The sequence below is a fragment of the Sphingorhabdus sp. Alg239-R122 genome (assembly GCF_900537065.1).
Taxonomy (GTDB): Bacteria; Pseudomonadota; Alphaproteobacteria; order Sphingomonadales; family Sphingomonadaceae; genus Alg239-R122.
Genome location: NZ_UNRC01000004.1, coordinates 1 through 24,781, shown reverse-complemented (window position 1 = coordinate 24,781; position 24,781 = coordinate 1). Strand labels below are relative to the sequence as shown.

The window sequence follows — 24,781 nt, the reverse complement described above, 5'->3', positions numbered from 1 at the left end:
ACGCCAATGAAGCAACATCAACGCAGCTTTACAAGGGGCTATTTGCCGCGTTTTTTGCGCTGGCTGTCCAGGTCAACCACTTCATTTGCTGCGCTGTCTTCTGGTAGCAGACCCAGCCGGCGTGCCACTTCCTGATAAGCTTCGACTTCGCCGCCCAGGTCGCGGCGGAAACGGTCCTTGTCCAGCTTTTCGTTGCTCTCCAGGTCCCATAGACGGCAACCATCAGGGCTGATTTCATCAGCTAGGATGATTCGTGAATAATCGCCTTCAAACAAACGCCCGAATTCAAGTTTGAAATCGACTAAGCGGATACCGATGGCGGCGAACATACCGCACATGAAATCATTGATACGGATCGCCATCGAGGAAATGTCCTGCATTTCATCAGCGCTGGCCCAGTTGAAGCATGCGATATGCTCTTCGGCGATAAGAGGGTCACCCAGATCATCATCCTTGTAGCAATATTCGATCAGCGTATGGGGCAGGGGATCGCCTTCAGTAAGACCAAGCCGTTTGCAGATTGATCCGGCGGCGACGTTGCGCACAATCACTTCGACTGGGACGATTTCTACCTGCCGCACCAGCTGTTCGCGCATGTTGAGCCGGCGGACGAAATGGGTCGGAATGCCGATATGTTGAAGCTGCGTGAATACATATTCGCTGATGCGGTTGTTTATCACACCCTTACCGTTGATGGTGCCACGCTTTTGTGCGTTGAAAGCTGTCGCATCATCCTTGAAATACTGGATGATTGTACCGGGCTCGGGGCCTTCGTAAAGGATCTTGGCTTTGCCTTCATAAATCTGGCGGCGACGTGACATGGGTTTTTCCTGACAATTTAGAGACTCGAGTGTGCGATCTGGTAAGAAGGGTTGCTATAATCCAATGGCTTTGGCGGTGCAATTGACACTATGCAATATTGTGCGGCATCAATTTGAGTGGAGTAGGGAAGAACATGGCCAATACATATAGTCAAATTGATGATATAATGCGCGCACTATATGAATGTATTTCCGGACCGCCAGATGGGCAGGACTGGGCGCGTGAGCGTACGCTATACCATAACGATGCGCTCATCACACGAACCCGTGTCGAGGAGGGGCAGCATGTTGCCTATACTTTTGATATTGAAGGCTTCATAGCGGCCACAAAGCCGATGCTGGCAGGCAGGTCTTTTTACGAGATTGAAACTGCGCGCAAGACACAAAGGTTTGGACAGATTGCGCATGTTTTTTCAGCTTATGAAGCACGTGAGACTCCTGGAAGCAATGACATAGTTTTTCGCGGAATTAATATGGTACATCTCTGGAACGATGGCCTGCGCTGGTGGATCATGTCCATAATATGGGACAATGAACGGGAAGGTGTTTCCATTCCCGCGCACTGGTTCGACTAGATACTGAGCCTAACCATTATCGGTATCTGCGGGAGGCTCAATGTCTTTCCTGCCAAATGGCCAGGCTGGTCCAAAGCGTCGCCACAGCCATACCGCCAACGCGATCAGCAATAGCCAGGGCAGGGTGAAGGCTACAAACGTTATCATTGCGCCGATTGTAGTTCCTAAAATCGCACCAAAACTGCCAATGCCATCGCGTATAGGCTCGATAAACCCGCCGCCGCTTGGGCTGCCGGTCATATAATTCACCGTGACTTTGCTGAATGCTACGCGGCCTTTCATTTCGGCAAGCCAGCTACGTGCCTGGTCTATTTCTTCATTGACCTGCGCCACGCCGCGTTCCGCCTGCACAAGTTCAGCCACAGTGCCTTTGCGACTGCGCAGCACTTCCATCAGCCGGTCACGCAGCAATGTACGCGCCCGCAGCCGCGCTTCGGTATCGACAATCTGTTTGGACAGGTCCTCTCCGGTCACATTGCTGTTCACAGTGTCGCCGCCCTCATCGTTCACAATTTTGCTGAGCTCTGCGCCGAAACTGCGCGCCTGCGCCGCTGCGACCTGCATTTCCAGCATACCGGTGCCGTAATCGCCTTCGCCGCCACTTTTCGTCATATTTATGATACGGCAGACCCGCGGCCCTTTTTTCTCACACAAATCGGCGTGTCTGCTCTGCACACCGCTAATTTCGTCAGAGCCAAGCCGATATGCATATTCATATGTGTATGCAATACGTGGCAAGCTGACCTTGATTTCATTCGTTCCGGCAACTTCATTTTTTGCGCGGCTGTCCTCCGCAAAGGCTGCTGGCGGTGATTGCGAGGGTTCTTCCTCGGTGATATCCATGGTTGCAACCTGTTCGGCCTCATCCACACGATCATATCGTATGGCGCTATCCGAGCAGCTCGTCAGTGCGAGTGTTAGGGCCGTAAATACCAGTAAGGGCCTGTGCATGTTTATCTCCTCCACATAGAAATGGTACATTATCACATAAAACTTGCAAGCCATTAAGTTTGCGGGTGTTTAATGGTCTATGCGCGGTACGGGATTTACGCTAGTCCGGTCGGCTATGGCGCGCGTTTTCTTTCTCCTGTCCGGCTTTCTGGCGCTTGGCCTGGGCATTGCCGGTATTGCCCTACCGCTATTACCAACAGTCCCGTTCATGATTTTGGCGGCATTCTGCTTCGCCAAAAGCAGCGCTCGTCTTGAGCAATGGATACTAAATCATCCGCATTTTGGTCCTTCCATAAAAGAGTGGCGTGATCATGGTGCGATCAGCCGCAAGGGTAAATGGGCAGCAACGACCGCATTTCTCTTCAGCATAGGCATAGGTTTCTGGATGCTGGCCTGGCCCAGTAACCTTATTCCGCCTGCGGTTGCCTGCATCTGCGGGGCCTGGATATGGACGCGGCCGGAAAGTTGAAAGCCCCATATTTTTCCCCCAGTTTTTGTGATTTGCCACTCGCATCTTGGCTGGACCGCTGTTATCTGAAGCATCATGAGTGATGTTATTGATGCCGATGCTGACGGCGACATGCCTGAGGATCCCTTTGACCAGATTGTAAATACCCCGTTTGATGGCGCGCTGTCAGAACGGTATCTGGTCTATGCGATGTCGACAATCACGGCACGTTCGCTACCCGATCTGCGTGACGGCTTGAAGCCTGTTCACCGCCGTCTGCTTTGGGCAATGCGGCAGTTGAAACTGGACCCCGATAGCGGATACAAAAAATGTGCGCGCGTGGTGGGTGATGTGATCGGTAAATATCATCCACATGGTGACCAGTCGGTCTATGATGCCATGGTGCGTCTTGCGCAGACATTTGCGCTGCGCTACCCGCTAGTCGATGGGCAGGGGAATTTCGGTAATATCGACGGTGATAATGCCGCAGCTTATCGTTACACGGAAGCGCGGCTGACCAGGACGGCAATCGAGCTGATGCACGGACTGGACCAGAATGCCACCGATTTTCGCCCGACCTATAATGGTGAGGATGAAGAACCGGTTATCATGCCGGGGCTGTTTCCGAACCTGCTTGCCAATGGCGCTAGCGGCATCGCGGTGGGCATGGCGACCAGTATCCCTTCGCACAATGCCGCAGAAGTGATTGAGGCGGTGTTGCTGCTGATAGACCAGCCCAAAGCTGAACATGCGCAGCTGATGGAAGTATTCCATGGACCGGATTTTGCCACAGGCGGCCTGCTGGTCGACAGCATGGATACGATATCCGAAGCCTATGAAACAGGGCGCGGAGCATTCCGGGTGCGCGCGCGTTATTCGACTGGGCGTGATGACAAAACCGGTGAATGGCTGGATGATGATGGCATTGAAAAACTGGGCAATGGCCAATGGCAGCTGGTTATTTCGGAAATCCCCTACCAGGTTCAGAAATCCAAGCTGATCGAACAGATTGCGAACCTGATTGGCGACAAGAAATTGCCAATTTTGGCAGATGTGCGTGATGAATCGGACGATCAGATACGTATCGTGCTGGAACCCAAGAACCGCAATGTGGACATCGATGTGCTCAAGGACAGCCTGTTCCGCATGACCGATCTTGAAAACCGTTTCTCGCTCAACCTTAACGTGCTTGATGAAACCAACACCCCCAGCGTCATGGGACTGAAGCCGCTGCTTACGAGCTGGATACGCCACCAGATACAGGTGCTTGTGCGCCGTTCACAGCACCGGCTGGACAAGATTGATGCTCGGTTGGAGTTACTTGACGGCTATATTATCGCGTTCCTCAATCTTGATCGTGTGATCGAGATTATCCGTACGCAAGATCACCCCAAACCCATAATGATGGAAGAATTCAAGCTTACCGACCGGCAGGCAGAGGCCATTCTCAACATGCGGCTAAGGTCGCTGCGCAAGCTTGAGGAAATGGAACTGCGCACCGAGCGCGATAAGCTGCTTGAAGAAAGAGACGGCCTGGTCAAACTGCTCGATAGTCCGGCGCGGCAGCGGACAAGGCTGAAAAAGGATCTGCGCGCGCTACTCAAGGAATATGGTCAGGATACCGATATCGGCCGCCGCCGCACTACACATAGCGAACAAGGCCCGGCCCGGGACATTCCGCTTGAGGCGATGATCGAGAAAGAGCCTGTGACCGTCATCATGTCACAGCGTGGCTGGATTAAAGCCATGAAGGGCCATGTCGATCTTGCCAAACCCGACCTTACCAAATTCAAGGAGGGTGACGGTCCGGAATATGCGTTTCATGCGCAGACCACGGATAAGTTGGTCTTCGCCTGTGACAATGGCCGTTTTTATACACTGGGAGCTGACAAACTGCCGGGTGCACGCGGGTTTGGTGAGCCAGTGCGTTCAATGGTTGATCTCGACAATGAAACACAGATTGTGGGTCTGCTCCCCTATGATGAAAAAGGCCGCATATTGTTAGTGGCCAGCAATGGCCGGGGTTTTCAGGCGGCCATGAGCGATGTGATCGCCGAAACACGCAAGGGGCGTCAGGTCGTGAACCTGAAGCCAAAAACACGCCTTGCCGTCGTTCGTCCAATTGCCGAAAATGCGGACCATGTCGCCGTTATTGGTGAAAATCGCAAGCTAGTGGTTTTCCCCATTACTGAACTGCCAAGCCTTGCCAAGGGGCAGGGGGTGCAGTTGCAGCGCTACCGCGATGGCGGACTATCCGATGCGGTGACGTTCAATATGGAGGAAGGCCTGAGCTGGACAATGGGCGGCGATACGGGACGTACACGTACCGAAAAAGAGATGGCTCTATGGAGGGTCGCGCGCGGTGCCGCCGGACGGATGCCACCTACGGGTTTCCCACGTAATAACCGCTTCTTATAATTGAAAAAATTAATATGAATTAGCTTTACCGGAGTTTAGTAATTCGTTTACGCATTGCGGTTATGATTGGATGTGATGACACACCATGCCAAACTGACTGATATTATGCATTCAAAACGCGCCGAGAACAGGCGCGTTACTCTTGACCAAGGGCAACCTGTCGCTGTTTCGAACTGGCTGGATACTATTCCCGTCGCTGCGGCAATTTTCGCATATGTCGATGGCGATGCAAGGATGGTTGCGCATAACAGCCTTTTCAGGCAGCTCGGCTTTGATGAAAATCGCGGGAATGCGCCCTATAATCTTGAACTCGCGGCTTTCATGCAGTCTGTGATAGAAAATGAGGGTGATGTCAGGTTGTTCAAGTGGCGATCACCCAACACAATCTCGCGCCGCACGATCGACATCACGGTTGCAAGGCACCCAGCGGGCGAGAAAAAGCATCCTCATTTCCTGATGTCTTTTGTAGACAGGACTGCGGAAGCCGAAAACCAGCTGAATCTCAGGCGTGAAATGATGAGTGATAGCTTGACTGGCCTTGCCAATCGCACGGGTTTTGAGGAACAGGTTGAGGCCTATATCGACGAACGGACCACCAATCTTTCTGAATTTGAGCAAAGGCCCAAATTTGCAGTGATGTCAGTGGATTTGTCCCGTTTCAGCCGTGTCAATGAATGTGCTGGCTCGATTGTCGGTGATGAGTTGATTATTAGCGTGGCGAGCCGTTTACGTAGTGCCATTCGCAAGCATGACCTGATGGCAAGGCTTGGCGGCAACGAATTTGGGATATTTGTTGAACTTGACTGTAATGAAACCAACTATGCGCACCTTGCTGCCAGAGTAGAGGCTGCGTTTGCAGATCCGTACAGATTGTCGGAAATGGAAGTGCAGGTGGATGCCGCCATCGGTATTGCTGTCGGCACCATGGCGGATGGTGATCCGGCGGATATCATACGTTATGCCCAGATTGCACTGAAACGTGCCAAGACCAGTAACAAGCCCAGTCTATATGCGCCGGAAGTACTGCAGCAGGCGCGGCATCGTTTTTCCATTGAAACCGACTTGCGCAAAGCAATTGAGAAAGACTTGCTGCATCTCGAATTCCAGCCTCTTGTCAACCTTACATCAGGTACGATTACCGGTTTTGAGGCGCTGGCGCGCTGGCATGACCCTGATCGCGGCAATGTATCGCCGGTTGATTTTATCCCGGTCGCGGAAGAATGCGGCCTGATCGTACCGCTTGGGCGCTGGGCACTCGAAAAATCGGCTTCGACACTGGCTGGTTGGGACAGGAACAATGGCGATAAACTACCTGTAAAAGTCAATGTCAACCTGTCTGCAGTACAGTTTGCACGTGACAATGTTGCATCCGTTGTCGAGGAAGTGATCCGTTGCGCAAAACTTGACGGTGAACGCCTTACACTTGAGCTTACCGAAAGCGTTATTTTGAGCGATCCGGACCGTGCAGTGCGGGTGATGGAGTCGCTTAAAGGCCTGAACACATGCCTCGCGATGGACGATTTCGGGACAGGATATTCGAACCTTGCGTATCTGCAACGATTGCCGATTGATATTCTCAAAATTGATCGCAGCTTCGTAACACAAATGCTTGAAGATAAAGACAAGGTATCTATCGTTCGCGCAGTACTATCACTCGCTGATGCACTGGGTATGCAGACCACGGCTGAGGGTATTGAGACACTTGAACTGTCGCATACACTCGCGGCATTGGGCTGTTCGCATGGGCAGGGGTTTTACTATGCCCGTCCGCTTTCAGCCGATAAGGCCTATGCTTATTATCAGGAAAATGCGCAGCGGGTTCAGGTCGTATAGGACTGGCTGACCGTGTCACAGATTTCTGCCTGACGATCACCCGGCGGAAAGCCTTCGGCAATCCATTGTTCTTCAATTTCCTGAAGGGCAGATGAAACGTCCGGGCCAGCCGGGACGCCGGCGGCAACAATATGCCGGCCACTGACATGAAATTCAGGCCTTTCCCAGCCTACAAGCATATCAAGCGCAGGGTCTATCTCGTTGTTGTCTGCAGATAGTAGCAACTTCTGTACAGCAATCTCTTCACCAAAACGGTAAGCCAGCGCGCGTGCATTTGCCTGGGTGGCGTCATGGCGTGATAGTAAAGCACTAATTTTCTTGCGCATTTTGTTAGAAAAACGCAACCTGGACGCGATTTTATCGACGAGCCGGGCATCTTCAGGCAGCAGGCACAACAGGCGGGAGGGCGCAAAAGGTGCCACATTATGCTGCTGTTCACGTGCAATCAGCCGGAAAAGCTGGCTTTGCCTTTCGGCCTGCGTCTCGGGAATGATTTCATTCCAGATATTGATATCAAACATCATGCCGGTAGCATGAGCCGGATTTTCCAGCGACAGCAATGCGAGTATTTCACTTGCAATGCGTTCGCGTGAAAGCGATTTCAGGCCAGCGGCCTGGTTCGCACAGGCCTCAAGAGCGGTTTTGTCAGGCTCTCCTTTTGCAAAACGTGCGGTAAAGCGGAAAAACCGTAATATGCGTAGGTAATCTTCGCAAATTCGTTCTTCCGCAGACCCGATAAACCGCACCATGCCCTTGGCAAGGTCATCTTGCCCGTCAAAATAATCATGCACTTCATGGCTATGCGGGTCGAGATACAGGGCATTTATTGTGAAGTCTCGCCGCGCCGCATCCTCCCGCCAATCATCGCTGAATGCCACTGTAGCGCGGCGGCCGTCAGTCGACACATCACGGCGTAGCGTCGTAATTTCGACATGCCCGTCAGGCAATACAGCCGTCACTGTGCCATGGTCGATACCCGTCGGAACGACCTTTATTTCATGTGATTTCAGGCGTTTCATGACCTCTTCGGGTTTCAAGATAGTTGCCATATCTATGTCGTTGACTGCGCTGCCACGCAATGTGTCACGCACTACGCCGCCAACATAACGGCACAGCCCACGCTGCGGGTCCAGTGCAGCCACAAGCTGTTTCAAGCTATCGCGGCGCAGCCATCTTGCCGCTTCAATACGGGCCTGGACATCAGTCATGCGGTCCAATCCAGTCTGGCGGCCAGGTTTTTGATAATACCTGCCGTAACGCCCCAGATCCGGCGGTCCTGCCACATGATTTCATAATATTGCCGCTTGCGCCCCTGCCACATGGCTGACTTCTCCACCAGATTGCCGGGGTCGAGTATATGGTGCAAAGGCACTTCAAACCAGTCTTCAACTTCGCCCGGGTTTGGGCGAAGCGCCAGATCCGGCGGGACAATGGCCAGAACCGGGGTAATTTCGAACCCGCTGCCACTATGATACTGCTCGACAGCGCCGATAATATTGACCTGACTGGGCGGAATAGCAAGCTCCTCTTCGGCTTCGCGCAGGGCAGCGGCTTTGGCATCATGGTCTTCGGGATCAATCTTGCCGCCCGGAAAAGCCACTTGTCCGGGGTGACTGCGCATATTGGAAGGACGCTGCGTCAATATGACACCGGGCCTCGCACGGTCAGTCACGGGGATGAGCACAGCAGCAGGGATAAGGCGTGTCTGTGTATCGAAAAAATGACGCTCGTCCTGAATGCCGGCATACACACCATGCGTATCACTCAAGGCTTTTGACAAACGGTCATACAAGGTCATGCATTGCCCTCAAACGCAAAGAACGCACCTGAGCTCCATAAACCAATTATTTCATTATCCTCATTTTCATGTTCTGAAATTGCCATGTCCGCGAGTTCATAGAACACCGCCCGGCTGATACGTGCATTCAGCCCGCTGCGGACATGTAGATAGGGGACAGGTTCGTCATTTTCTTCGGAAATTGTGATGGCATTATCTGGGCCTGCAACTACCAGATCGTCGGTATTAAGCCGAAAAGCCAATATCCGGTCTGCGCCTTCACCCTGACTGGTGACATCCACTGCGATAAAAGGCGTATCTGCAACTTCAATACGCAGTTTTTCGTACGGCGTGACGAGAAAATAGCCGCCCTTTGCATCACGGCGCAATATGGATGAAAAAGCCCGGACCATGGCCTGCCGCGTGATTGGAGCGCCTTCATGCATCCAGCTGCCGTCGCTATTTATGCGCATTTTGCTGTCGCCCGTACGCTCAGGGTTCCAGCTTTCCACAGGCGGCAATTTGCGTGCCTCGATGAGCTCACCAATCTTGGTAATGGACAGCGAAGCTATTTCGGGCGGCGGGTCATAGGGCATATGTCCATGCAGGCATAATATGCACCGTGGCTGTATGCCAAGTGTTTAATGCGCTTTATCCGCGTTTCCATGGTCCCAGCATGCCTTTTTCGGGTATGGTTTGCCCTTCACGAACACGCGCCAGCAGCCTGTGTTTTTCGAACGGACCGGGCATGTCCCAGCCTGCAGTACCTTCAGCGCTGAAAGCAAAGAAGCGGTCATAATATTCGGGATCACCAACCATCACGAGCGGCAGGCTTTCGTTTATTGCCAGTGTATCCAGCATCTTGCGCATCAGCAGTCTGCCAATATTTTCGCCCTGTCTTTCGGGTAGCACGGCGACGGGACCTACCATAATCATAGGGTGCGTTTTGCCATCCGGTTCGCTCAGCATGACCGGCCAGCACTGGATGGTACCCGCCAGATGCCGCTCGCCGTCGATGGCAGCAAAGCTGAGCGCGCCGAGTTCTTCAACACCTTCGCGTACTTTATAGGCCGTGCGTTTATATCGGTCGTTACCAAATGCGCGATCAAGCAATTCTTCTGTCCAGTCAGAAGGTATTTCGGCAAGGGGAATGATTTCGATCATGGCATGTCCAGATTGATTTGGCGGAGATGCGCGCAGATAGGCGGGAATGGATCATTTGTCGAGATGTAGCTGAGCGTTAGTCCTGCGATTTTTCACGTAGTTTCGTGGCAGGCTTCAGGCTTGTGACGATGAGCAAAGTCAGTATCGCCACGGCGGCGGCAATGACGAACGGCGCGCCTGCAAATTGCGATGTGCGCTCCGGCGCGGTGAAATGGGACAGGGCGGTGTTGTAGGTCAGCGGGGCGGCAAGAGACGCAAGTGCTGCAAGGCTCCCGTTGAAACCTTGCAATTCGCCCTGCATGTCATCGGGAAGGCGGCGTGACATCATCGCGTTCAGGCTGGGCATTACCATGCCCTGTATACCCACAAATGCGCATATAATGAAGACCAGGGCCGCACTGGTGATGAATGCGTAGCACAGCATAAAGAATACGGCCGCATAAAGGCCAATTATAGCGGTCTTGCGTTCGCCGAACCTGCTCACGCTGCGCCCCAGGACAAGCGTCTGCACGATTGCCATGCTAAGCCCGACCAGAGCCAGTGAATAGCCCACAGTCTTGCTGTCCCAGCCAAACTGAGCCGGCGCGAAATAAGCCCATGTGGCGGGGTAGATGGATGAGCTTAACATCCACAGGAAATAAGCGAGTGCCATGCCGAGAATAGATGGATATCTGCGCAGGTTGGCCAATGCCCCCACGGGATTGGCTCGGGCAGGGTTGAATGGTCGTCTTTTTTCCGGGGCAAGCGTTTCTGGAAACGCGAACCAGCCAAAGATGAAATTAACGATCGCAAGCCCGGACGCCACGAAGAAAGGCACGCGTGTACCAAAATCGCCAAGCAAACCGCCGAGCGCCGGTCCCACAATGAAACCAATGCCGAAAGCGGCACCGACCAGGCCAAATCCTTTTGCGCGGTCTTTACCGCTGCTCATATCTGCCATCGCTGAATTGGCGGGACCGAATATCGCGCCGAGGCCGCCAGCGATTGAACGCCCGATAAACAGCCAGATGATATTCGGTGCAAAGCCCATCAGCGCGTAATCAATGCCAAACCCTAAAAGCGAGAGCAGGAAGATTGGGCGGCGTCCGTATTTGTCGCTCAGATTGCCCACCAAAGGCCCCAGCAGAAATTGGAAAAGTGCATAGGATGCCGCAAGGTATCCACCTATAAGCGTTGCCTCGGAGAGTGAAACACCCTCCAGTTCCATAATCAGGTCTGGCAGCACAGGCATAATGATGCCGAAACCCATGGAATAGGTAAAAACGGTCAACAGCACGAATGCGGTCGCCATTTTGCGCTGGCGTGGATTAATCATCTTGCTGTTACTTCCATCGTGCAGTTCATTGCGGGTTTCTGATAGGTGATGCTGGTATGTATACTGGCCTATCCGCGCAGCGAGCGTTTGACAATGGCCGCAGGAAACTTATGGAATAGGTGAAAATGCGCAGGCGCGCACAACAGGGGGTTGGTTATGAATGATGCACCGCGGAAACTGCACTGGTCGATCTGGCTGTCACGGCTGACACTGCTTTTGGGCATTGCAACAGTCGCAACCGCACTTATCAGCGCCATCGGTGCGGGTAATGGCCAGTGGAGCAAACTGGATGGTGTGGCAGGCATGCGTTATGCTTTTTTTATTGGAATCGCGGCACTGCTGATTGGTCTTTACACCGTGCTTCGTTATCTGAAAGCCGGGGCGCGTATCATATTGGTGGCGTTGCTGGGCATGATTCTGGCAGGCGGATATGTCGGCTATATCGGAACGCAGATTTCAAAGGCGCGTTCGTTGCCGATGATCCATGACATAACGACTGACCTGGAAAATCCGCCGGCTTTTGCAGTGCTGGAACTGCGCAAGGACAATCTGAAAGACATGCCGGGGCATAAGGAACCTGAGTTTCGCGGCATGGATGCACGCGAACGCTGGGTGAAAATGCATAAAGATGCCTATGGTGATGTCCAGACGCTGATATTGCAGGCACCGGTGGAAGAGGTTTTTGCCAAGGCGGAAGCGCTGGTCAAACAGCGCGGTTGGGAAATCGCGGCGGTCGATCAGGAGGAAGGCCGCATAGAAGCGACGGATGAAGTGGCTCTGCTGAAATTCAAAGACGACGTGGTTTTCCGGATTGTGTCTGGTGAGAAAGAAGGCGAAACTATTGTTGATATCCGTTCGGTTTCCCGTGTCGGGCTGAGTGACCTGGGCGTTAATGCGCGCCGTGTGCGGGAGCTGCTTGCGGACCTGAAAGTCCAGTTTTCATCAAACTGACAGATAAAACCGGGGGCATGAGATGGTAAGCAGATATGCCCGTCGCAAATCCCGTAAACGGACGAAGAAACTGCTGCAATGGCTGCTTTTGGCTGCTGTCATCACGGCAGGCTGGTACTATACCGAACAGAACCCCGAATATGCACCATGGAAACCCCTTGACCTGGCTGATCCGGTGGGACTGTTTACGGTCAATAAACTGGGCGCTCTGCAGCGTAATACGCCAGAGTGCCAGGCACTGCTGGATGATGCGGGTATAGAATATACTGCGCTTCCGCCCAGGGGGCAGCAGCAGTGCCGTGCATCAAATCTGGTGCGTCCCGGGCGCGGTGGCAAGTTGGATATTGGCTATCGTCCCACAGATGTAACCCCGTCCTGCCCGGTATTTGCGGGGCTAGCCTTATGGGAATGGCATGTTGTGAAGCCGGAGGCGCAGCGCCTGTTGGGCTCGACTGTCGTGCGTATCCGTCATTACGGCGCTTATAGTTGCCGCCGTGTCTATGGACGCAGCGAAGGGCGTTGGAGCCAGCATGCCACAGGCAATGCGATGGATATTGCCGGATTTGATCTGGCGGATGGGCGCACGGTCAATGTAAAACGCGACTGGGGGCAGGGGACAGCGAAATCTGTTTTTCTTGCCAGTATCCGCGATGGGGCATGTGATCTGTTCGGGACAGTGCTGTCACCCGATTATAATGCGGCGCATGCCGATCATTTCCATTTTGACCAGACGGACCGGGGCCTGCTGGGCAAATCGGTTTGCCGGTAAGGGTTATTTTGCGGGTGTCAGCTTGTAGAGTTTAGCATTCTCGCCATCTTCGACGATCCAGATATTGCCATCAGGGCTTTGCTCGGCTTCACGGATGCGTGCGCCCATATCAAAGCGTTCGGCTTCTTTGGCATTTTCGCCGTCAAAACTCACCCGTATCAATGCTTCGCTGCGCAGACCGCCAATAAAGGCGCTGCCCTTCCATGCCGGGAATTTGTCGCCGGTATAGAATATCAGCCCGCCCGGTGCGATGGTTGGTACCCATGCGATTTTGGGTGCGGTAAATTCTGGGCGGGTGTCATGGTTCGGGATATCGCGGCCATCATAATGGATGCCTTCCGAAACTATTGGATAGCCGTAATTCTCGCCTTTTTTGACCAGATTAAGTTCATCGCCGTCCTGCGGCCCCATTTCCTGGTTCCAAAGGCGACCTTCGCTATCAAAGGCCATGCCCAGGATATTGCGGTGGCCCAGCGACCAAATCTGCGCTGTCACGCCGCCCTGATCGTAAAACGGATTGTCCTCAGGCACACTGCCATCGGGATAGAGGCGGACAATCTTGCCCAAATTGGCTTTCATGTCCTGTGAGGGGTCAAATTTCTGCCGTTCGCCCGATCCGATATACATGTATTTACCATCAGGTGAAAAGGCGATGCGGTGTGAATAATGGCCGCGGCCCGTTACTTTTGGGTATTGTTTCCAGACGATTTCCATATTTTCCAGACGGCCTTCATGGGCGTCATTGAATTTCAAGTCAGCAATGCCAACAACCGCGCCGCGTGTATCGTTCTGGCCGGCCTCAATCCAGCTGAGATAAATTTTTCCTGACTGGGCGAAATCGGGTGCAGGCACAACATCGCCAAAGCCGCCTTGACCGCCATAATCCACTTCAGGAACTCCCGAAATTTCGATTTTTGATTCGACCGCGCCGGTATTGTCCAGCTGAAGGTAAAACAGCTTGCCTGCCTTTTCGGTAACCAGAAGGTCATTGCCGATAAATGCTATGGCCCATGGTTCGTCAAAGGTGCCCATTTCATTTTTTACAAATGCGAGACCGTCGACCGGTGATATTACGGAAGTTTGCGCATCGTCATTTTCCGCGCTCACCGCATTGCCATTGCTGGCTGTACAGGCGATCAGACTGAAAGATAAGGTGGCAGTAATGGCGATGCGGTGCATGATGGGCTCTCCGGTAAGAAAATCGGGGAAGATGTTGTTTTAGTCCTTAGGACATTTTTGCGTGTTTGTTTACCCACATAATCAATTTGACTGGCAATTGTTCCTTATGCTGGCTAGCGAGAATGGCATGGGCAGCATAGGGCATATAGCGGGCGTGGATGAAGCAGGCAGGGGCCCACTTGCCGGACCGGTTGTGGCGGCCGCTGTCATATTGCCTGAAGCACATGATATTATTGGCCTGGATGACAGCAAGAAACTGAGCGCAAAGCGGCGGGCGGAACTGGAAACGCAGATCCGCGCAAAATGTACATTTGGTGTCGGTATTGCGTCTGCCCAGGAAATTGATGCAATCAATATCTTGCAGGCTACCATGCTCGCAATGACGCGGGCGGTGGATGCGCTACCAGATGTGCCGTACAGCGTGCTTGTTGACGGCAACCGTCTGCCGGATTGGCCATATAGTGCAGAGGCAGTTGTTGGCGGTGACGCGCTCCACCCCTGCATTTCGGCAGCGTCCATTATTGCCAAGGAAACACGCGATGCCATGATGCTGGAGGCTGCTGAGGCGCATCCGCACTATGGCTGGAAGCGCAACAAGGGCTATGGCACAGCCGAACATATGGCAGCACTGCGTGCATATGGACCCACGCCGCACCATCGCCGTTCCTTTGCACCAGTCGCCCAGCTATCACTGATATGAAATAATTGCGCTTTTTTAAGATGTGAGTCCTCTGCGCCACACCACCAGATATGGAGTCTGCACGCGCTGAAAAGACTCCATATGTCGATTTGGACTCACTTCGTTCTCAATTTCCAATTACATTTTGCGAGGATTCCTGCAGGTTAAGGCGCTTGACCTGACGCATGTGAGGACTCAACAGTGCGTGCACTTGTTTCCTTGGGGGCATATGTAATGGGTGTAATCGAAAAAGTTCCGGCGAAAACAAAAGCTGCGTCAAAGGCAAAACCGAGGCCGAAAAAGGAAGCGGTCAAGCACGATTTGCCGCTGAACAAGATATTGCGCGGCGACTGTATTGCCGAGATGCGGGGTTTGCCCGATGAGTCCATCGACATGATATTCGCAGATCCGCCCTATAACCTGCAGCTCGGCGGTGATCTGGTGCGGCCGGAAGGCTCGACGGTGGACGCCGTTGATGATGACTGGGACAAATTTGATACGCTGGCGGCTTATGACAAGTTTACCACAGAATGGATGACCGAAGCGCGCCGTATCCTGAAGCCGAATGGTTCGCTCTGGGTAATTGGCAGTTATCACAATATCTTCCGTGTGGGTGCCATATTACAGGACCTTGGGTACTGGATCCTCAATGACATTATCTGGCGCAAGGCCAACCCCATGCCCAATTTCCGCGGCACGCGCTTTACCAATGCGCATGAAACGCTGATCTGGGCTTCCAAGTCGGAAAAATCGAAATATACGTTCAATTACCGCGCCATGAAGACGCTGAATGATGAACTTCAGATGCGTTCTGATTGGGTGATGCCCATTTGCGGTGGTCAGGAACGGATTAAGCGCAACGGTACGAAAGCGCACCCGACACAAAAGCCCGAGGCGCTGCTATACCGCGTCATGCTGGCTACGACCAACAAGGGTGACGTAGTGCTCGACCCGTTTTTCGGGACTGGCACAACGGGTGCTGTGGCCAAGCGCCTGGGCCGTGACTGGATCGGGTGCGAACGCGAAGATAACTATATCGAGGTTGCCGAAGAACGGATCGAGGCTGCACTGCCGCTTGATGAAAGCGCGCTCAAGACGATGCAATCGCCCAAAAGCCAGCCGCGTGTGGCCTTTGGCACACTTGTGGAAACAGGCTATCTGGATGCGGGCGCGGTATTGACTGATAAGAAACGCCGCTGGAAAGCGAAAGTACGTGCGGATGGTTCGCTGTCATGCGAAGGCGAACAGGCGTCGATTCACAAAATGGGTGCGACCCTGCAGGAAGCACCGTCCTGCAATGGCTGGACATTCTGGCATTATGAAGATGAAAAGGGCCTGCAGCCGATAGACAAACTGCGCCAGACCTATATCCTTGCCACTGAACCCTGATCGAACTGGAACATAATCTATGAGCCACCGCGTCTATGTGCGCCCCGTGGGCATGGCGGAAAGCCCGCAGCTTTATGACGGTGATTGCATTCGCCTGGGTGGCTCGCTTGTCTGGTGTCATATGCTCGAAATCGCGGTGTACGATGCGGGGCATCGCAAGCAGCATATACTGACATCTGTATCGAACTTTGCGAATGCTTTGAACGACCTGCATGCTGACCTTGTACAATCTGCGCAGCAGCAATTTGCGAACCTTTCAAAAACCCATGCACCACTGGAACTTGGCGGCCGCACCGTCCGGTTCGACCAGCCGCAAATCATGGGTATTTTGAACGTTACGCCTGACAGTTTTTCCGATGGCGGGCAATTTGATGACGACGTGGTCGCAGCGGCTGGGGCAGGTTTTGCGATGTCCGAAACGGGCGCGGCCATGATCGACATTGGCGGTGAATCCACCCGGCCTGATGCTCCTGCGGTATGGGAGGGTGATGAGATCAAGCGCGTGGTGCCGGTTATTGAGAAACTTGCGCCTGGCGGGACGGTGATTTCGATTGATACCCGCAAAGCTGCGGTGATGGAGGCCGCCCTTGCGGCAGGCGCGCATATCATAAATGATATATCGGCGCTTTCGCACGATGAACGCGCCCTCGACATTGCCGCGCAGGCCGGTTGTCCCGTTATCCTCATGCACAGTCCATCATCCGGTACAGATCCGCATGTGAATGATGGTTATTCCAACGTCGTGACGGATGTATTCGATCATTTGCAAGAGCGGATAGAGGTCGCTGTCGCTGGCGGTATAAGGCGTGAGAATATTATTGTTGATCCGGGTATCGGCTTTGGCAAGTCGCTGCAGGACAATCTGGCGCTGATCAATAATCTTGCGCTTTTCCATGCTCTTGGCCAGCCCATATTGTTTGGCGCAAGCCGCAAGCGGATGATTGGCGCGCTGTCGAAAGAGGCACCTGCGGATCAAAGACTGGCAGGATCACTGATATTGGCACAGCAGGCGATGGAGAGCGGTGCCCATATCATCCGTGTCCACGATGCGGCAGAAACGGTGCAGGCGATGCATGTGTGGCGCGGATTACGCGATGCCGCGCTGACCGCGATGTAGCAGGCGTTCAGGCCGCGTTATCGATGCCAAGATCAGAAAGTTTGCGGTAAAGCGTGGAACGGCCAATGCCCAGGCGCCGGGCAACTTCGGTCATGCGGCCGCTATAATGTCCGATGGCCAGGCGGATAACATCCGCCTCAATCTCCTCCAGTGGACGTAAATTGCCGTCTTCGCTGTAAAGGGCAACACCAATGCCTTCCTGTGAAACATTCCTATTTGCGTCCACTTCACCCAGCATATTCGAAAGTTGCGGAAATTCCTGTATCGTGAGCGCATCGCCGTCGCAGAATATTGCCGCGCGAAACAAGGTGTTCTGCAATTGCCTGACATTTCCGGGCCAGTCATAGGCACAGAGCAACTGTATAGCATCGTCGGTAATACCCAGGCTGCGCATACCTGGCTGTTCAGCAATCCGTGCCAGAAAATGGCGTACCAAAGCCGGAATATCGCCTTGGCGTGCATGAAGTGCAGGAATTTCCAGGTGCACGACGCTTAGTGCGAAGAAAAGATCTTCGCGAAACTCGCCGCTTTCAACCAGCATGGGCAACGGACGGTTGCTCGATGCCAATATGCGGATATCTGCCTGAAAACCGTGCTTTGCGCCAAGTGGCTGTATTTCCTTTGTGCGAATGAACTCGATAAGCCGTGCCTGGGTTTCGAGCGACATCTGGTCGATTTCATCTATCAGCAATGTCCCGCCATCTGCACGCTGGATAAGACCGGTATGCTGCTCGAAAGCACCGGCAAACGCGGCTTGCTCATGCCCAAAAATCTGGCTGGCAAGCTGTATATCCATGTAGCCGGTACAGTTGACGATGCGTAAAGGCGTTTTTGCACGCGGGCTTGCGGCGTGAACAGCGCGGGCGATCATTTCCTTGCCGGTGCCGCTTTCACCCTCAATCAGGATCGGTACTTGCGAACGGGCAGATTTAGCCGCAATGGCAAGCGCGGCCCGAAATGGCGGTGACGAGCCGATTATTGCATCAAATTCAAGAGGAGCGGCAATTTTTTCCGTCAATGGTTGCAATTCGTCGACTGTATCGGCGCGTGTGACCGTTGCATCCAGCGCGGTGATAAGGCGGTCAGGGGCGACAGGTTTTATAATATAATCGGTCGCACCTGCCCGCATCGCCTCAACGGCAAGCAAGGGTGATGTGCTTTGGGCCAACATCAATATGGGCAGGGCAGTGCGGCGTGATTTCAGCTGAGCGATCAGTTCACATACCGTGTCACCAACGACGTGCTGATCAACAATTATGGCGTCAAGACGCATGCCCCGCTGCGTTCCCAATGCTGTGATGGCGCTTTCCGAATCGTCAGCATAAATAACCTGCCAGCCAGCTTTCGCGGCATGTGCAGTGATTTCCCGCTGCTCTGCAGGCTTATTGTTCACTAGCAGAACAAGGTGTTTTACCGTGTCATTCATAAGGATTTCCGCTTAATACCCATCCTGTTTGACGTAGCGGAATTTGGTAAACAAACTGTTAAGCATGCAGTAATAAAATTGCGCGCGTTTATAAGGATAAAGCGCCTGAAGGCTTGTCCACGACTATCCGAAATGGACACTTGAGCGTTGGCCATCATGCCATTACAGTCCAGCCAAGACTAAATGGTATGAAAGGGTACAAAATGTCATCCGGCAATGATTACAAGGCAGCGGAAAAAACATATTCCGGTTTTATCGACCTTATGAAATGGGGTACGGTTGCCACGGTTATCGTGACAGCATTTATTGTTCTGCTCATCGCTAGCTAATTGAAAGTGCGCCCATGAAAATTGCTGTCCTGAAGGAACAAGCCGAAGGTGAGCTTCGGGTTGCCGCTACCCCTGAAACTGTCAAAAAGTTCATTAAACTGGGCGCGGAAGTGGCGGTTGAAACAGGTGGGGGTAAAACGGCGTCGATTAGTGATGCCGAATATGAAGAAGCAGGCGCAAAGGTCGGTGACCGGGCATCCGTGCTTAAAGATGCCGGCATTATACTGGGCGTACAGGGACCTGCGCCGGACAGCTTAAGCGGTATGAAGAAAGGTGCTTTGCTGGCGGCGAGCCTCAATCCGTTCGGCGAGCGCGAGCGTGTTGACGCTTATGCCGGATTGGACCTGGAAGCACTGGCGATGGAATTCATGCCGCGCATTACCCGTGCACAATCGATGGATACCCTGTCTTCGCAATCGAACCTTGCGGGTTACAAGGCTGTGTTGGATGCGGCGGGTGAATATGGCCGCGCATTCCCGATGATGATGACCGCGGCAGGTACGGTTTCAGCGGCCAAATGTTTTGTTATGGGCGTGGGTGTTGCCGGGCTGCAGGCGATTGCAACGGCGCGCAGATTGGGCGCGCAGGTCAGCGCCACTGATGTACGCGCTGCAACCAAGGAACAGATTGAAAGCCTGGGTGCAAAAGCGATTTTTGTCGAAGATGTTGCTGGTATCGAAGGCGAAGGTACGGGTGGTTATGCCACTGAAATGTCAGATGAATATAAAAAAGCGCAGGCCGAACTTGTAAGCAGCCACATTGCCAAGCAGGACATTGTCATCACTACCGCACTGATCCCCGGACGCCCCGCGCCGCAATTGATTAGTGACGCGCAGATCCAGACCATGAAACCAGGCAGTGTAATTGTCGATCTTGCAGTTGAACAGGGCGGCAATGTCGAAGGCGCCGTGGCTGGCGAAGTGACAGAAAAACACGGCGTGAAAATCGTCGGTCACAAAAATGTCCCAAGCCGTCTGGCAGCTGACACTTCTGCGCTGTTTTCACGCAATCTCTACAACTTCCTCTCCGCATTCTGGGATGAAGAAACAGGCGAGCCGGTACTGGACGAAGAAATCGGAGACGCCATCCGTCTCACCAAGGATGGTAGGATAGTGAACGAGAGGCTTTTAAGCTGAGCGTTTTTTTGGGATTATATTTATAATTAAAGATTTAACAGGGCAGTAGGTATGGACTTTATATCAATTCTCTCAATTTTCGTATTGGCCTGTTTTGTCGGCTATTATGTCGTCTGGTCTGTTACGCCTGCGCTGCATACGCCGCTTATGGCGGTGACCAATGCGATTAGTTCGGTGATTATTGTCGGCGCACTTATTGCAAGTGCCGAGGCAGGTTCGCTGGTCGCCAAATATCTGGGACTTGCAGCAGTTGTGATGGCGAGCATCAATATTTTTGGCGGCTTTGCGGTGACGGAACGTATGTTGGCCATGTACAAGAAGAAGGAGCGCAAATAATGCGGATGTTGTTTGCTGGCGCATCTGCGCTTCTTTTCGCTACCCCTGCCATGGCTGCGGGTAGTGACACGGGCCCAGTAAATCCATGGGTTGCGCTGGCCTATCTGGTAGCGGGCGTTTTCTTTATCCTTGCGCTGCGCGGACTGTCTTCGCCTGAAACAAGCCGCGCGGGTAACCGGTACGGTATGGCGGGCATGGCGATTGCCGTTGTCACGACGCTGGTTACGCATGACCTTGCCAACATCTATGAGATTATTGGCGCAATTGTCATTGGCGGCTTGATTGGCTTCCTGATTGCGCGGCGTATTGCGATGACGGCAATGCCGCAGCTTGTGGCGGCGTTTCACTCATTGGTGGGCCTTGCTGCTGTGCTGGTAGCGCTCGCGGCATGGCTCAACCCGGGTGCGTTCGGCATTACCGACAGCGCGGGACAGATACTCACCGTCAGCCGCGTGGAATTGGGGTTGGGTGTGGCCATTGGTGCCATTACATTTAGTGGTTCGGTGATCGCGTTCCTGAAATTGAACGGCAATATGTCGGGATCCCCGATCATGCTGCCCATGCGACATGTTATTAACCTTGGGGTGCTTGCGGCCATTCTTGGCATGATCGCGGCGTTTGCTATCTCGGCCCAGGGCGGTGCGGGTGAAGGACAGCTCTTTATCTGGATCACGGCGCTCAGTTTCCTGATCGGCTTCCTGCTGATCATTCCGATTGGCGGTGCGGACATGCCGGTCGTGGTGTCAATGCTCAACAGCTATTCAGGCTGGGCTGCGGCGGCCATGGGTTTTACGCTTGGCAATACGGCGATGATTATCACCGGCGCGCTGGTCGGATCATCGGGTGCGATCCTTTCTTATATCATGTGCCGCGCCATGAACCGCAGCTTTATCAGCGTGATAGCGGGCGGCTTTGGCGCAGATGCCAGTGGCGGCGAAAAGGGCGAGAAAATTGACCGTCCATGGAAACGCGGCAGTGCCGAAGATGCGGCCTATATGATGAAGCAGGCGGAAAACATCATTATCGTGCCGGGATACGGCATGGCCGTGGCACAGGCGCAGCATGCGCTGCGTGAGATGGGCGACGCGCTGAAAGAAGAGGGAGTGAACGTCAAATATGCCATTCACCCGGTCGCGGGCCGTATGCCGGGGCATATGAATGTGCTGCTGGCAGAAGCCAATGTGCCTTATGATGAAGTGTTTGAGCTGGAGGATATCAACAGCGAATTTGCACAGGCCGACGTGGCGTTCATTATTGGTGCAAACGATGTTGTGAACCCGGCGGCGAAAACCGACAAGGGTTCGCCTATTTACGGAATGCCCGTGTTTGATGTCGACAAGGCCAAGACAATTTTCTTTATCAAACGCTCCATGGGCGGAGTCGGTTATGCTGGCGTCGACAATGAAGTTTTCTACATGGACAACACCATGATGCTGCTTTCCGATGCCAAGAAGATGGTTGAGGAAATTGTGAAAAGTCTGGATTGATACGAATGCGTAAATTGGGCCTGATCGGCGGACTGAGCTGGATTTCCACCAGCAGCTATTATGAGCGGATAAATCTGCAGGTACGCAAACGCGTCAGCGAAATGTGCAGCGCGCCACTTGCCATTGAAAGCCTGAATTTCTGCGAGCTTTCGAGGTTGGAGACAGCTGAACAATGGGGCCATGCATCCTGCACGTTGCAGGAGGCAGCCAAACGCCTGGAAGGCAGCGGAGCGACTGCTATCGTGATAGCGGCCAATTCGATGCACAAAGTTTACGATGACGTGGCAGGTGCCGTTTCTGTGCCTATATTGCATATAGCAGACTGTGTGGGCGAGAAAATGAAAGCCGATGGCGTCAAAAAGGCGGGCTTGCTCGGTACGCGCCAAGTGATGACCGAGAGCTTTTACCGGCAGCGTTTGATAGGTCATGGCATCAGCCTGATCCCGCCGCATATGGACCGGGTCGATGGTATCAACAAGACTATCTATGAAGAATTGATGCTCGGCAAAACCTCACGCGATTCCGAGAGGCTCATGAAAACATTTATTACCGATATCGAAAAAGAGGGCGCGGATGCGGTGATACTGGGCTGTACCGAACTGGAAATGATTATCAATACCGATGCAAATATCCTGCCCATATATAATGGTGCACGTATTCATGCCGATGCTGCCGTTGACTGGATACTGGACGGCGCATAAAGCGCATGCAACAGGCAATTGAGGAGAGTACCGGCATGGATAACAATATCATCCGGGCCTCATACGCTTCAAACCCGCATCACAGTCGTGGTCGCCAGCATCAAGAAGAAACTGATGTTGTGCGCGGTACCCGCAGCGTGTTTCAGCGCGATCGTGACCGGATTATCCATTCCATATCATTCCGGCGTTTGCGCCATAAAACACAGGTTTTTGTTGCGCCGGATGGAGACCATTACCGGGTACGCCTGACCCACAGTCTGGAAGTCGCGCAGATTGGCCGTACGATCGCACGGACACTGGGCCTGGACGAGGACCTGACTGAAGCGCTGTGTCTGGCGCATGATATCGGCCATCCACCTTTTGGTCATGCAGGCGAGGATGCCCTGCAGGACGCCATGACGTCACATGGCGGATTTGACCATAATGCGCAGACATTGCGCACGCTGATGCAGCTGGAAAGTCCCTATCCCAACTGGAGGGGGCTGAATCTCAGTTGGGAAGTGCTGGAAGGACTGGCCAAACATAATGGCCCTGTGCATGAGCCTAATTGGGCACTTGCTGAAATAAATGCGGCTTTTGATCTGGCGCTTGGCAAATGGCCTTCGCTCGAAGCGCAGGTCGCGGCGATTGCCGATGATATTGCCTATGACAATCATGATATTGATGACGGGGTACGTGCCGGTTTTCTCTCACTGGAGCAGCTCCTCGAACTTCCTTTTATTGCGCGGCAGTGGGAGGCTGTGTCAGAGCAATATCCAGATGCAAGCGAGGATATGCGTCTGCGCGAACTGGTGCGCAGCCAGATTGGCCTGATGGTCAATGATGTCGTTACGGCGACAAAAGAGCGGTTAGAGAAATGCAGCGTAAAAACAGCAGATGATGCACGCGATGCGGATCTCATGATAGCGGGCTTTTCAGATACCATGGCGCTCAAGGAGCGCGCTCTCAAGAAGTTTATGTATTTCAATCTCTATTTCCACCCCGAACAGAAGGCTGCAGCGGATAAAGCGCGTGTCGTCGTGGCGAAGCTGATGGACCATTATACGCAAAATCCGGAAAGTCTGCCCGATGACTGGAAGGTCAGGTTGCCGGATGAAGAGCCATATAAAAGCCGCCATATTGCCGACTTTGTGGCGGGTATGACGGACCGCTATGCCCTGCGTGAATGCATAAAGTGGACGGGCAGCGCGCCTGAAGGATTGAGCAATGTGTAGAGCAACGAATCGATGAAAAAGCTGCTGGTGGTTGGTGCAACCGGGTTGGTCGGGGGCAATTTCATGCTTCAGGCTCAGGCACATGGGGATTTTGAAGTGCATAGTCTCGGCCGCCGGGAGGTGCGCGGTGATGACCATAATATGCGGCATGTGCATGATACGGATACGTGGCCGCAGGCGATTGCTTCCATCGCCCCCGATGCGGTGTTTTGTGCTCTGGGTACCACCATCAGGCAGGCTGGTTCTCAGGAAGCATTTCGCGCAATCGACCTGGAACTGGTGCGCACTGTAGGGGAAGCGGCAAAGACGTCGGGTGCGCGGCATTTTGTGTCGATATCATCCACCATGGCGGATGCGAATGCTTCTGCATTCTACCTGAAAACGAAAGGTGAGGCGGAAGGAGCGCTCAGAGCATGCGATTTTGAGAGACTGGATATTATCCGGCCCGGCCTGCTGAAAGGTGACCGCATCGGTCCGCTGCGCTGGGGCGAATCGCTAGCGGTATTTGCCAGCCCACTTACGGATATGTTGCTGCATGGTTCGCTCAAAAAGTACCGCTCAATCGATGCGCATGATGTCGCAGCGGCTGCCTGGGCGCTGTTTGATGAGGGCGGAAAGGGCAGTTTTGTTCATGAAAATCCGGCAATTCGGGATTTGGCCGAGAAATAAGAAAATAGCTGTGCGTGGCCAATTGACTCTGCATGCGGATTGGTGAAAAACAATTCCGCTGGCTGCGCAGGAAAAGCGCGTGGCATGAGGATGCGGG

The 24,781-nt window shown here is 53.4% G+C and carries 25 protein-coding genes; 16 read left to right on the top strand and 9 right to left on the bottom strand.

Annotation, left to right across the window (positions count from 1 at the left end):
* Nucleotides 1-38: 38 nt before the first annotated feature.
* Nucleotides 39-821 (bottom strand): phosphoribosylaminoimidazolesuccinocarboxamide synthase, encoded by a 783-nt coding sequence (gene purC / locus G6Q15_RS05620; protein WP_164116587.1) that lies wholly within the window; start codon nt 819-821, stop codon nt 39-41.
* Nucleotides 822-955: 134 nt separating this feature from the next.
* Between purC and G6Q15_RS05615 the strand changes: the two genes are divergently transcribed.
* A complete protein-coding gene (locus G6Q15_RS05615; RefSeq protein ID WP_164116585.1) occupies nt 956-1,396 on the top strand; it encodes a hypothetical protein in 441 nt (146 codons plus the stop codon).
* Nucleotides 1,397-1,405: 9 nt separating this feature from the next.
* Here the strand turns inward: G6Q15_RS05615 and G6Q15_RS05610 are convergent, their stop codons facing one another.
* On the bottom strand, nt 1,406-2,347 hold the full coding sequence (locus tag G6Q15_RS05610; RefSeq protein ID WP_164116583.1) for a DUF4349 domain-containing protein: 942 nt from the start codon (nt 2,345-2,347) through the stop codon (nt 1,406-1,408).
* 115 nt (nt 2,348-2,462) lie between these two features.
* On the opposite strand from G6Q15_RS05610, the gene G6Q15_RS05605 reads away from it, so the two are divergent.
* From G6Q15_RS05605 to G6Q15_RS05595, 3 genes are all read left to right on the top strand, one after another.
* Nucleotides 2,463-2,816 (top strand): YbaN family protein, encoded by a 354-nt coding sequence (locus G6Q15_RS05605; RefSeq protein ID WP_164116945.1) that lies wholly within the window; start codon nt 2,463-2,465, stop codon nt 2,814-2,816.
* Between the two features lie 75 nt (nt 2,817-2,891).
* Nucleotides 2,892-5,213: a DNA topoisomerase IV subunit A gene (gene parC / locus G6Q15_RS05600; RefSeq protein ID WP_240330773.1), complete on the top strand. Its 2,322-nt coding sequence runs from the start codon at nt 2,892-2,894 to the stop codon at nt 5,211-5,213.
* A 75-nt stretch (nt 5,214-5,288) separates the two neighbouring features.
* Entirely contained in the window at nt 5,289-7,046 is a 1,758-nt protein-coding gene (locus tag G6Q15_RS05595) for a bifunctional diguanylate cyclase/phosphodiesterase (protein WP_164116581.1), read from the top strand.
* Here the strand turns inward: G6Q15_RS05595 and G6Q15_RS05590 are convergent.
* The 5 genes from G6Q15_RS05590 to G6Q15_RS05570 form a co-directional block, all read right to left on the bottom strand.
* Nucleotides 7,034-8,254: a CCA tRNA nucleotidyltransferase gene (locus tag G6Q15_RS05590; protein ID WP_164116579.1), complete on the bottom strand. Its 1,221-nt coding sequence runs from the start codon at nt 8,252-8,254 to the stop codon at nt 7,034-7,036. The two genes, G6Q15_RS05595 and G6Q15_RS05590, sit on opposite strands and share 13 nt — an antisense overlap.
* Nucleotides 8,251-8,844: a CoA pyrophosphatase gene (locus G6Q15_RS05585; protein ID WP_164116577.1), complete on the bottom strand. Its 594-nt coding sequence runs from the start codon at nt 8,842-8,844 to the stop codon at nt 8,251-8,253. Before G6Q15_RS05585 ends, G6Q15_RS05590 begins: the two co-directional genes overlap by 4 nt.
* On the bottom strand, nt 8,841-9,419 hold the full coding sequence (locus tag G6Q15_RS05580; RefSeq protein ID WP_164116575.1) for a DUF1285 domain-containing protein: 579 nt from the start codon (nt 9,417-9,419) through the stop codon (nt 8,841-8,843). Before G6Q15_RS05580 ends, G6Q15_RS05585 begins: the two co-directional genes overlap by 4 nt.
* A 55-nt stretch (nt 9,420-9,474) precedes the next feature.
* Nucleotides 9,475-9,987 carry an N-acetyltransferase gene (locus tag G6Q15_RS05575; RefSeq protein ID WP_164116572.1) on the bottom strand — a complete coding sequence of 171 codons (513 nt, stop codon included), beginning with the start codon at nt 9,985-9,987 and terminating at the stop codon, nt 9,475-9,477.
* A gap of 76 nt (nt 9,988-10,063) precedes the next feature.
* Entirely contained in the window at nt 10,064-11,302 is a 1,239-nt protein-coding gene (locus G6Q15_RS05570; RefSeq protein WP_164116570.1) for a TCR/Tet family MFS transporter, read from the bottom strand.
* A gap of 156 nt (nt 11,303-11,458) precedes the next feature.
* Here G6Q15_RS05570 and G6Q15_RS05565 point away from each other — a divergent pair, with 156 nt between their 5' ends.
* Both G6Q15_RS05565 and G6Q15_RS05560 read left to right on the top strand, forming a co-directional pair.
* The gene (locus G6Q15_RS05565; protein WP_164116569.1) at nt 11,459-12,253 is read left to right on the top strand and encodes a DUF1499 domain-containing protein; all 795 of its coding nucleotides are present in this window, start codon (nt 11,459-11,461) and stop codon (nt 12,251-12,253) included.
* A gap of 22 nt (nt 12,254-12,275) precedes the next feature.
* Nucleotides 12,276-13,022 carry an extensin family protein gene (locus G6Q15_RS05560; RefSeq protein ID WP_164116566.1) on the top strand — a complete coding sequence of 249 codons (747 nt, stop codon included), beginning with the start codon at nt 12,276-12,278 and terminating at the stop codon, nt 13,020-13,022.
* 3 nt (nt 13,023-13,025) lie between these two features.
* On the opposite strand, the gene G6Q15_RS05555 is transcribed toward G6Q15_RS05560, so the two are convergent.
* Nucleotides 13,026-14,201 (bottom strand): PQQ-dependent sugar dehydrogenase, encoded by a 1,176-nt coding sequence (locus G6Q15_RS05555; protein ID WP_164116564.1) that lies wholly within the window; start codon nt 14,199-14,201, stop codon nt 13,026-13,028.
* A 106-nt stretch (nt 14,202-14,307) separates the two neighbouring features.
* On the opposite strand from G6Q15_RS05555, the gene G6Q15_RS05550 reads away from it, so the two are divergent.
* From G6Q15_RS05550 to folP, 3 genes are all read left to right on the top strand, one after another.
* Nucleotides 14,308-14,901 (top strand): ribonuclease HII, encoded by a 594-nt coding sequence (locus G6Q15_RS05550; protein ID WP_240330772.1) that lies wholly within the window; start codon nt 14,308-14,310, stop codon nt 14,899-14,901.
* Nucleotides 14,902-15,114: 213 nt separating this feature from the next.
* Entirely contained in the window at nt 15,115-16,269 is a 1,155-nt protein-coding gene (locus G6Q15_RS05545; RefSeq protein ID WP_164116562.1) for a site-specific DNA-methyltransferase, read from the top strand.
* A gap of 19 nt (nt 16,270-16,288) precedes the next feature.
* Nucleotides 16,289-17,386, top strand: coding sequence for a dihydropteroate synthase (gene folP / locus G6Q15_RS05540; RefSeq protein WP_164116560.1), 1,098 nt, complete (start codon nt 16,289-16,291; stop codon nt 17,384-17,386).
* Between the two features lie 7 nt (nt 17,387-17,393).
* Here the strand turns inward: folP and G6Q15_RS05535 are convergent, their stop codons facing one another.
* Nucleotides 17,394-18,812 carry a sigma-54 dependent transcriptional regulator gene (locus G6Q15_RS05535; protein WP_164116558.1) on the bottom strand — a complete coding sequence of 473 codons (1,419 nt, stop codon included), beginning with the start codon at nt 18,810-18,812 and terminating at the stop codon, nt 17,394-17,396.
* A 203-nt stretch (nt 18,813-19,015) separates the two neighbouring features.
* On the opposite strand from G6Q15_RS05535, the gene G6Q15_RS05530 reads away from it, so the two are divergent.
* The 7 genes from G6Q15_RS05530 to G6Q15_RS05500 are packed head-to-tail and all read left to right on the top strand — an operon-like array spanning nt 19,016 to nt 24,684.
* A complete protein-coding gene (locus G6Q15_RS05530; protein WP_164116556.1) occupies nt 19,016-19,141 on the top strand; it encodes an aa3-type cytochrome c oxidase subunit IV in 126 nt (41 codons plus the stop codon).
* A 14-nt stretch (nt 19,142-19,155) separates the two neighbouring features.
* Nucleotides 19,156-20,277 (top strand): Re/Si-specific NAD(P)(+) transhydrogenase subunit alpha, encoded by a 1,122-nt coding sequence (locus G6Q15_RS05525; protein WP_164116554.1) that lies wholly within the window; start codon nt 19,156-19,158, stop codon nt 20,275-20,277.
* Nucleotides 20,278-20,328: 51 nt separating this feature from the next.
* The gene (locus tag G6Q15_RS05520) at nt 20,329-20,613 is read left to right on the top strand and encodes an NAD(P) transhydrogenase subunit alpha (RefSeq protein WP_164116552.1); all 285 of its coding nucleotides are present in this window, start codon (nt 20,329-20,331) and stop codon (nt 20,611-20,613) included.
* Between the two features lie 50 nt (nt 20,614-20,663).
* Nucleotides 20,664-22,100 (top strand): NAD(P)(+) transhydrogenase (Re/Si-specific) subunit beta, encoded by a 1,437-nt coding sequence (locus G6Q15_RS05515; RefSeq protein ID WP_240330790.1) that lies wholly within the window; start codon nt 20,664-20,666, stop codon nt 22,098-22,100.
* Nucleotides 22,101-22,105: 5 nt separating this feature from the next.
* On the top strand, nt 22,106-22,801 hold the full coding sequence (locus G6Q15_RS05510) for an amino acid racemase (RefSeq protein WP_164116550.1): 696 nt from the start codon (nt 22,106-22,108) through the stop codon (nt 22,799-22,801).
* 35 nt (nt 22,802-22,836) lie between these two features.
* Nucleotides 22,837-24,015: a deoxyguanosinetriphosphate triphosphohydrolase gene (locus tag G6Q15_RS05505; protein WP_164116548.1), complete on the top strand. Its 1,179-nt coding sequence runs from the start codon at nt 22,837-22,839 to the stop codon at nt 24,013-24,015.
* 12 nt (nt 24,016-24,027) lie between these two features.
* Nucleotides 24,028-24,684, top strand: coding sequence for an NAD(P)H-binding protein (locus G6Q15_RS05500; RefSeq protein ID WP_164116546.1), 657 nt, complete (start codon nt 24,028-24,030; stop codon nt 24,682-24,684).
* Nucleotides 24,685-24,781 lie beyond the last annotated feature (97 nt).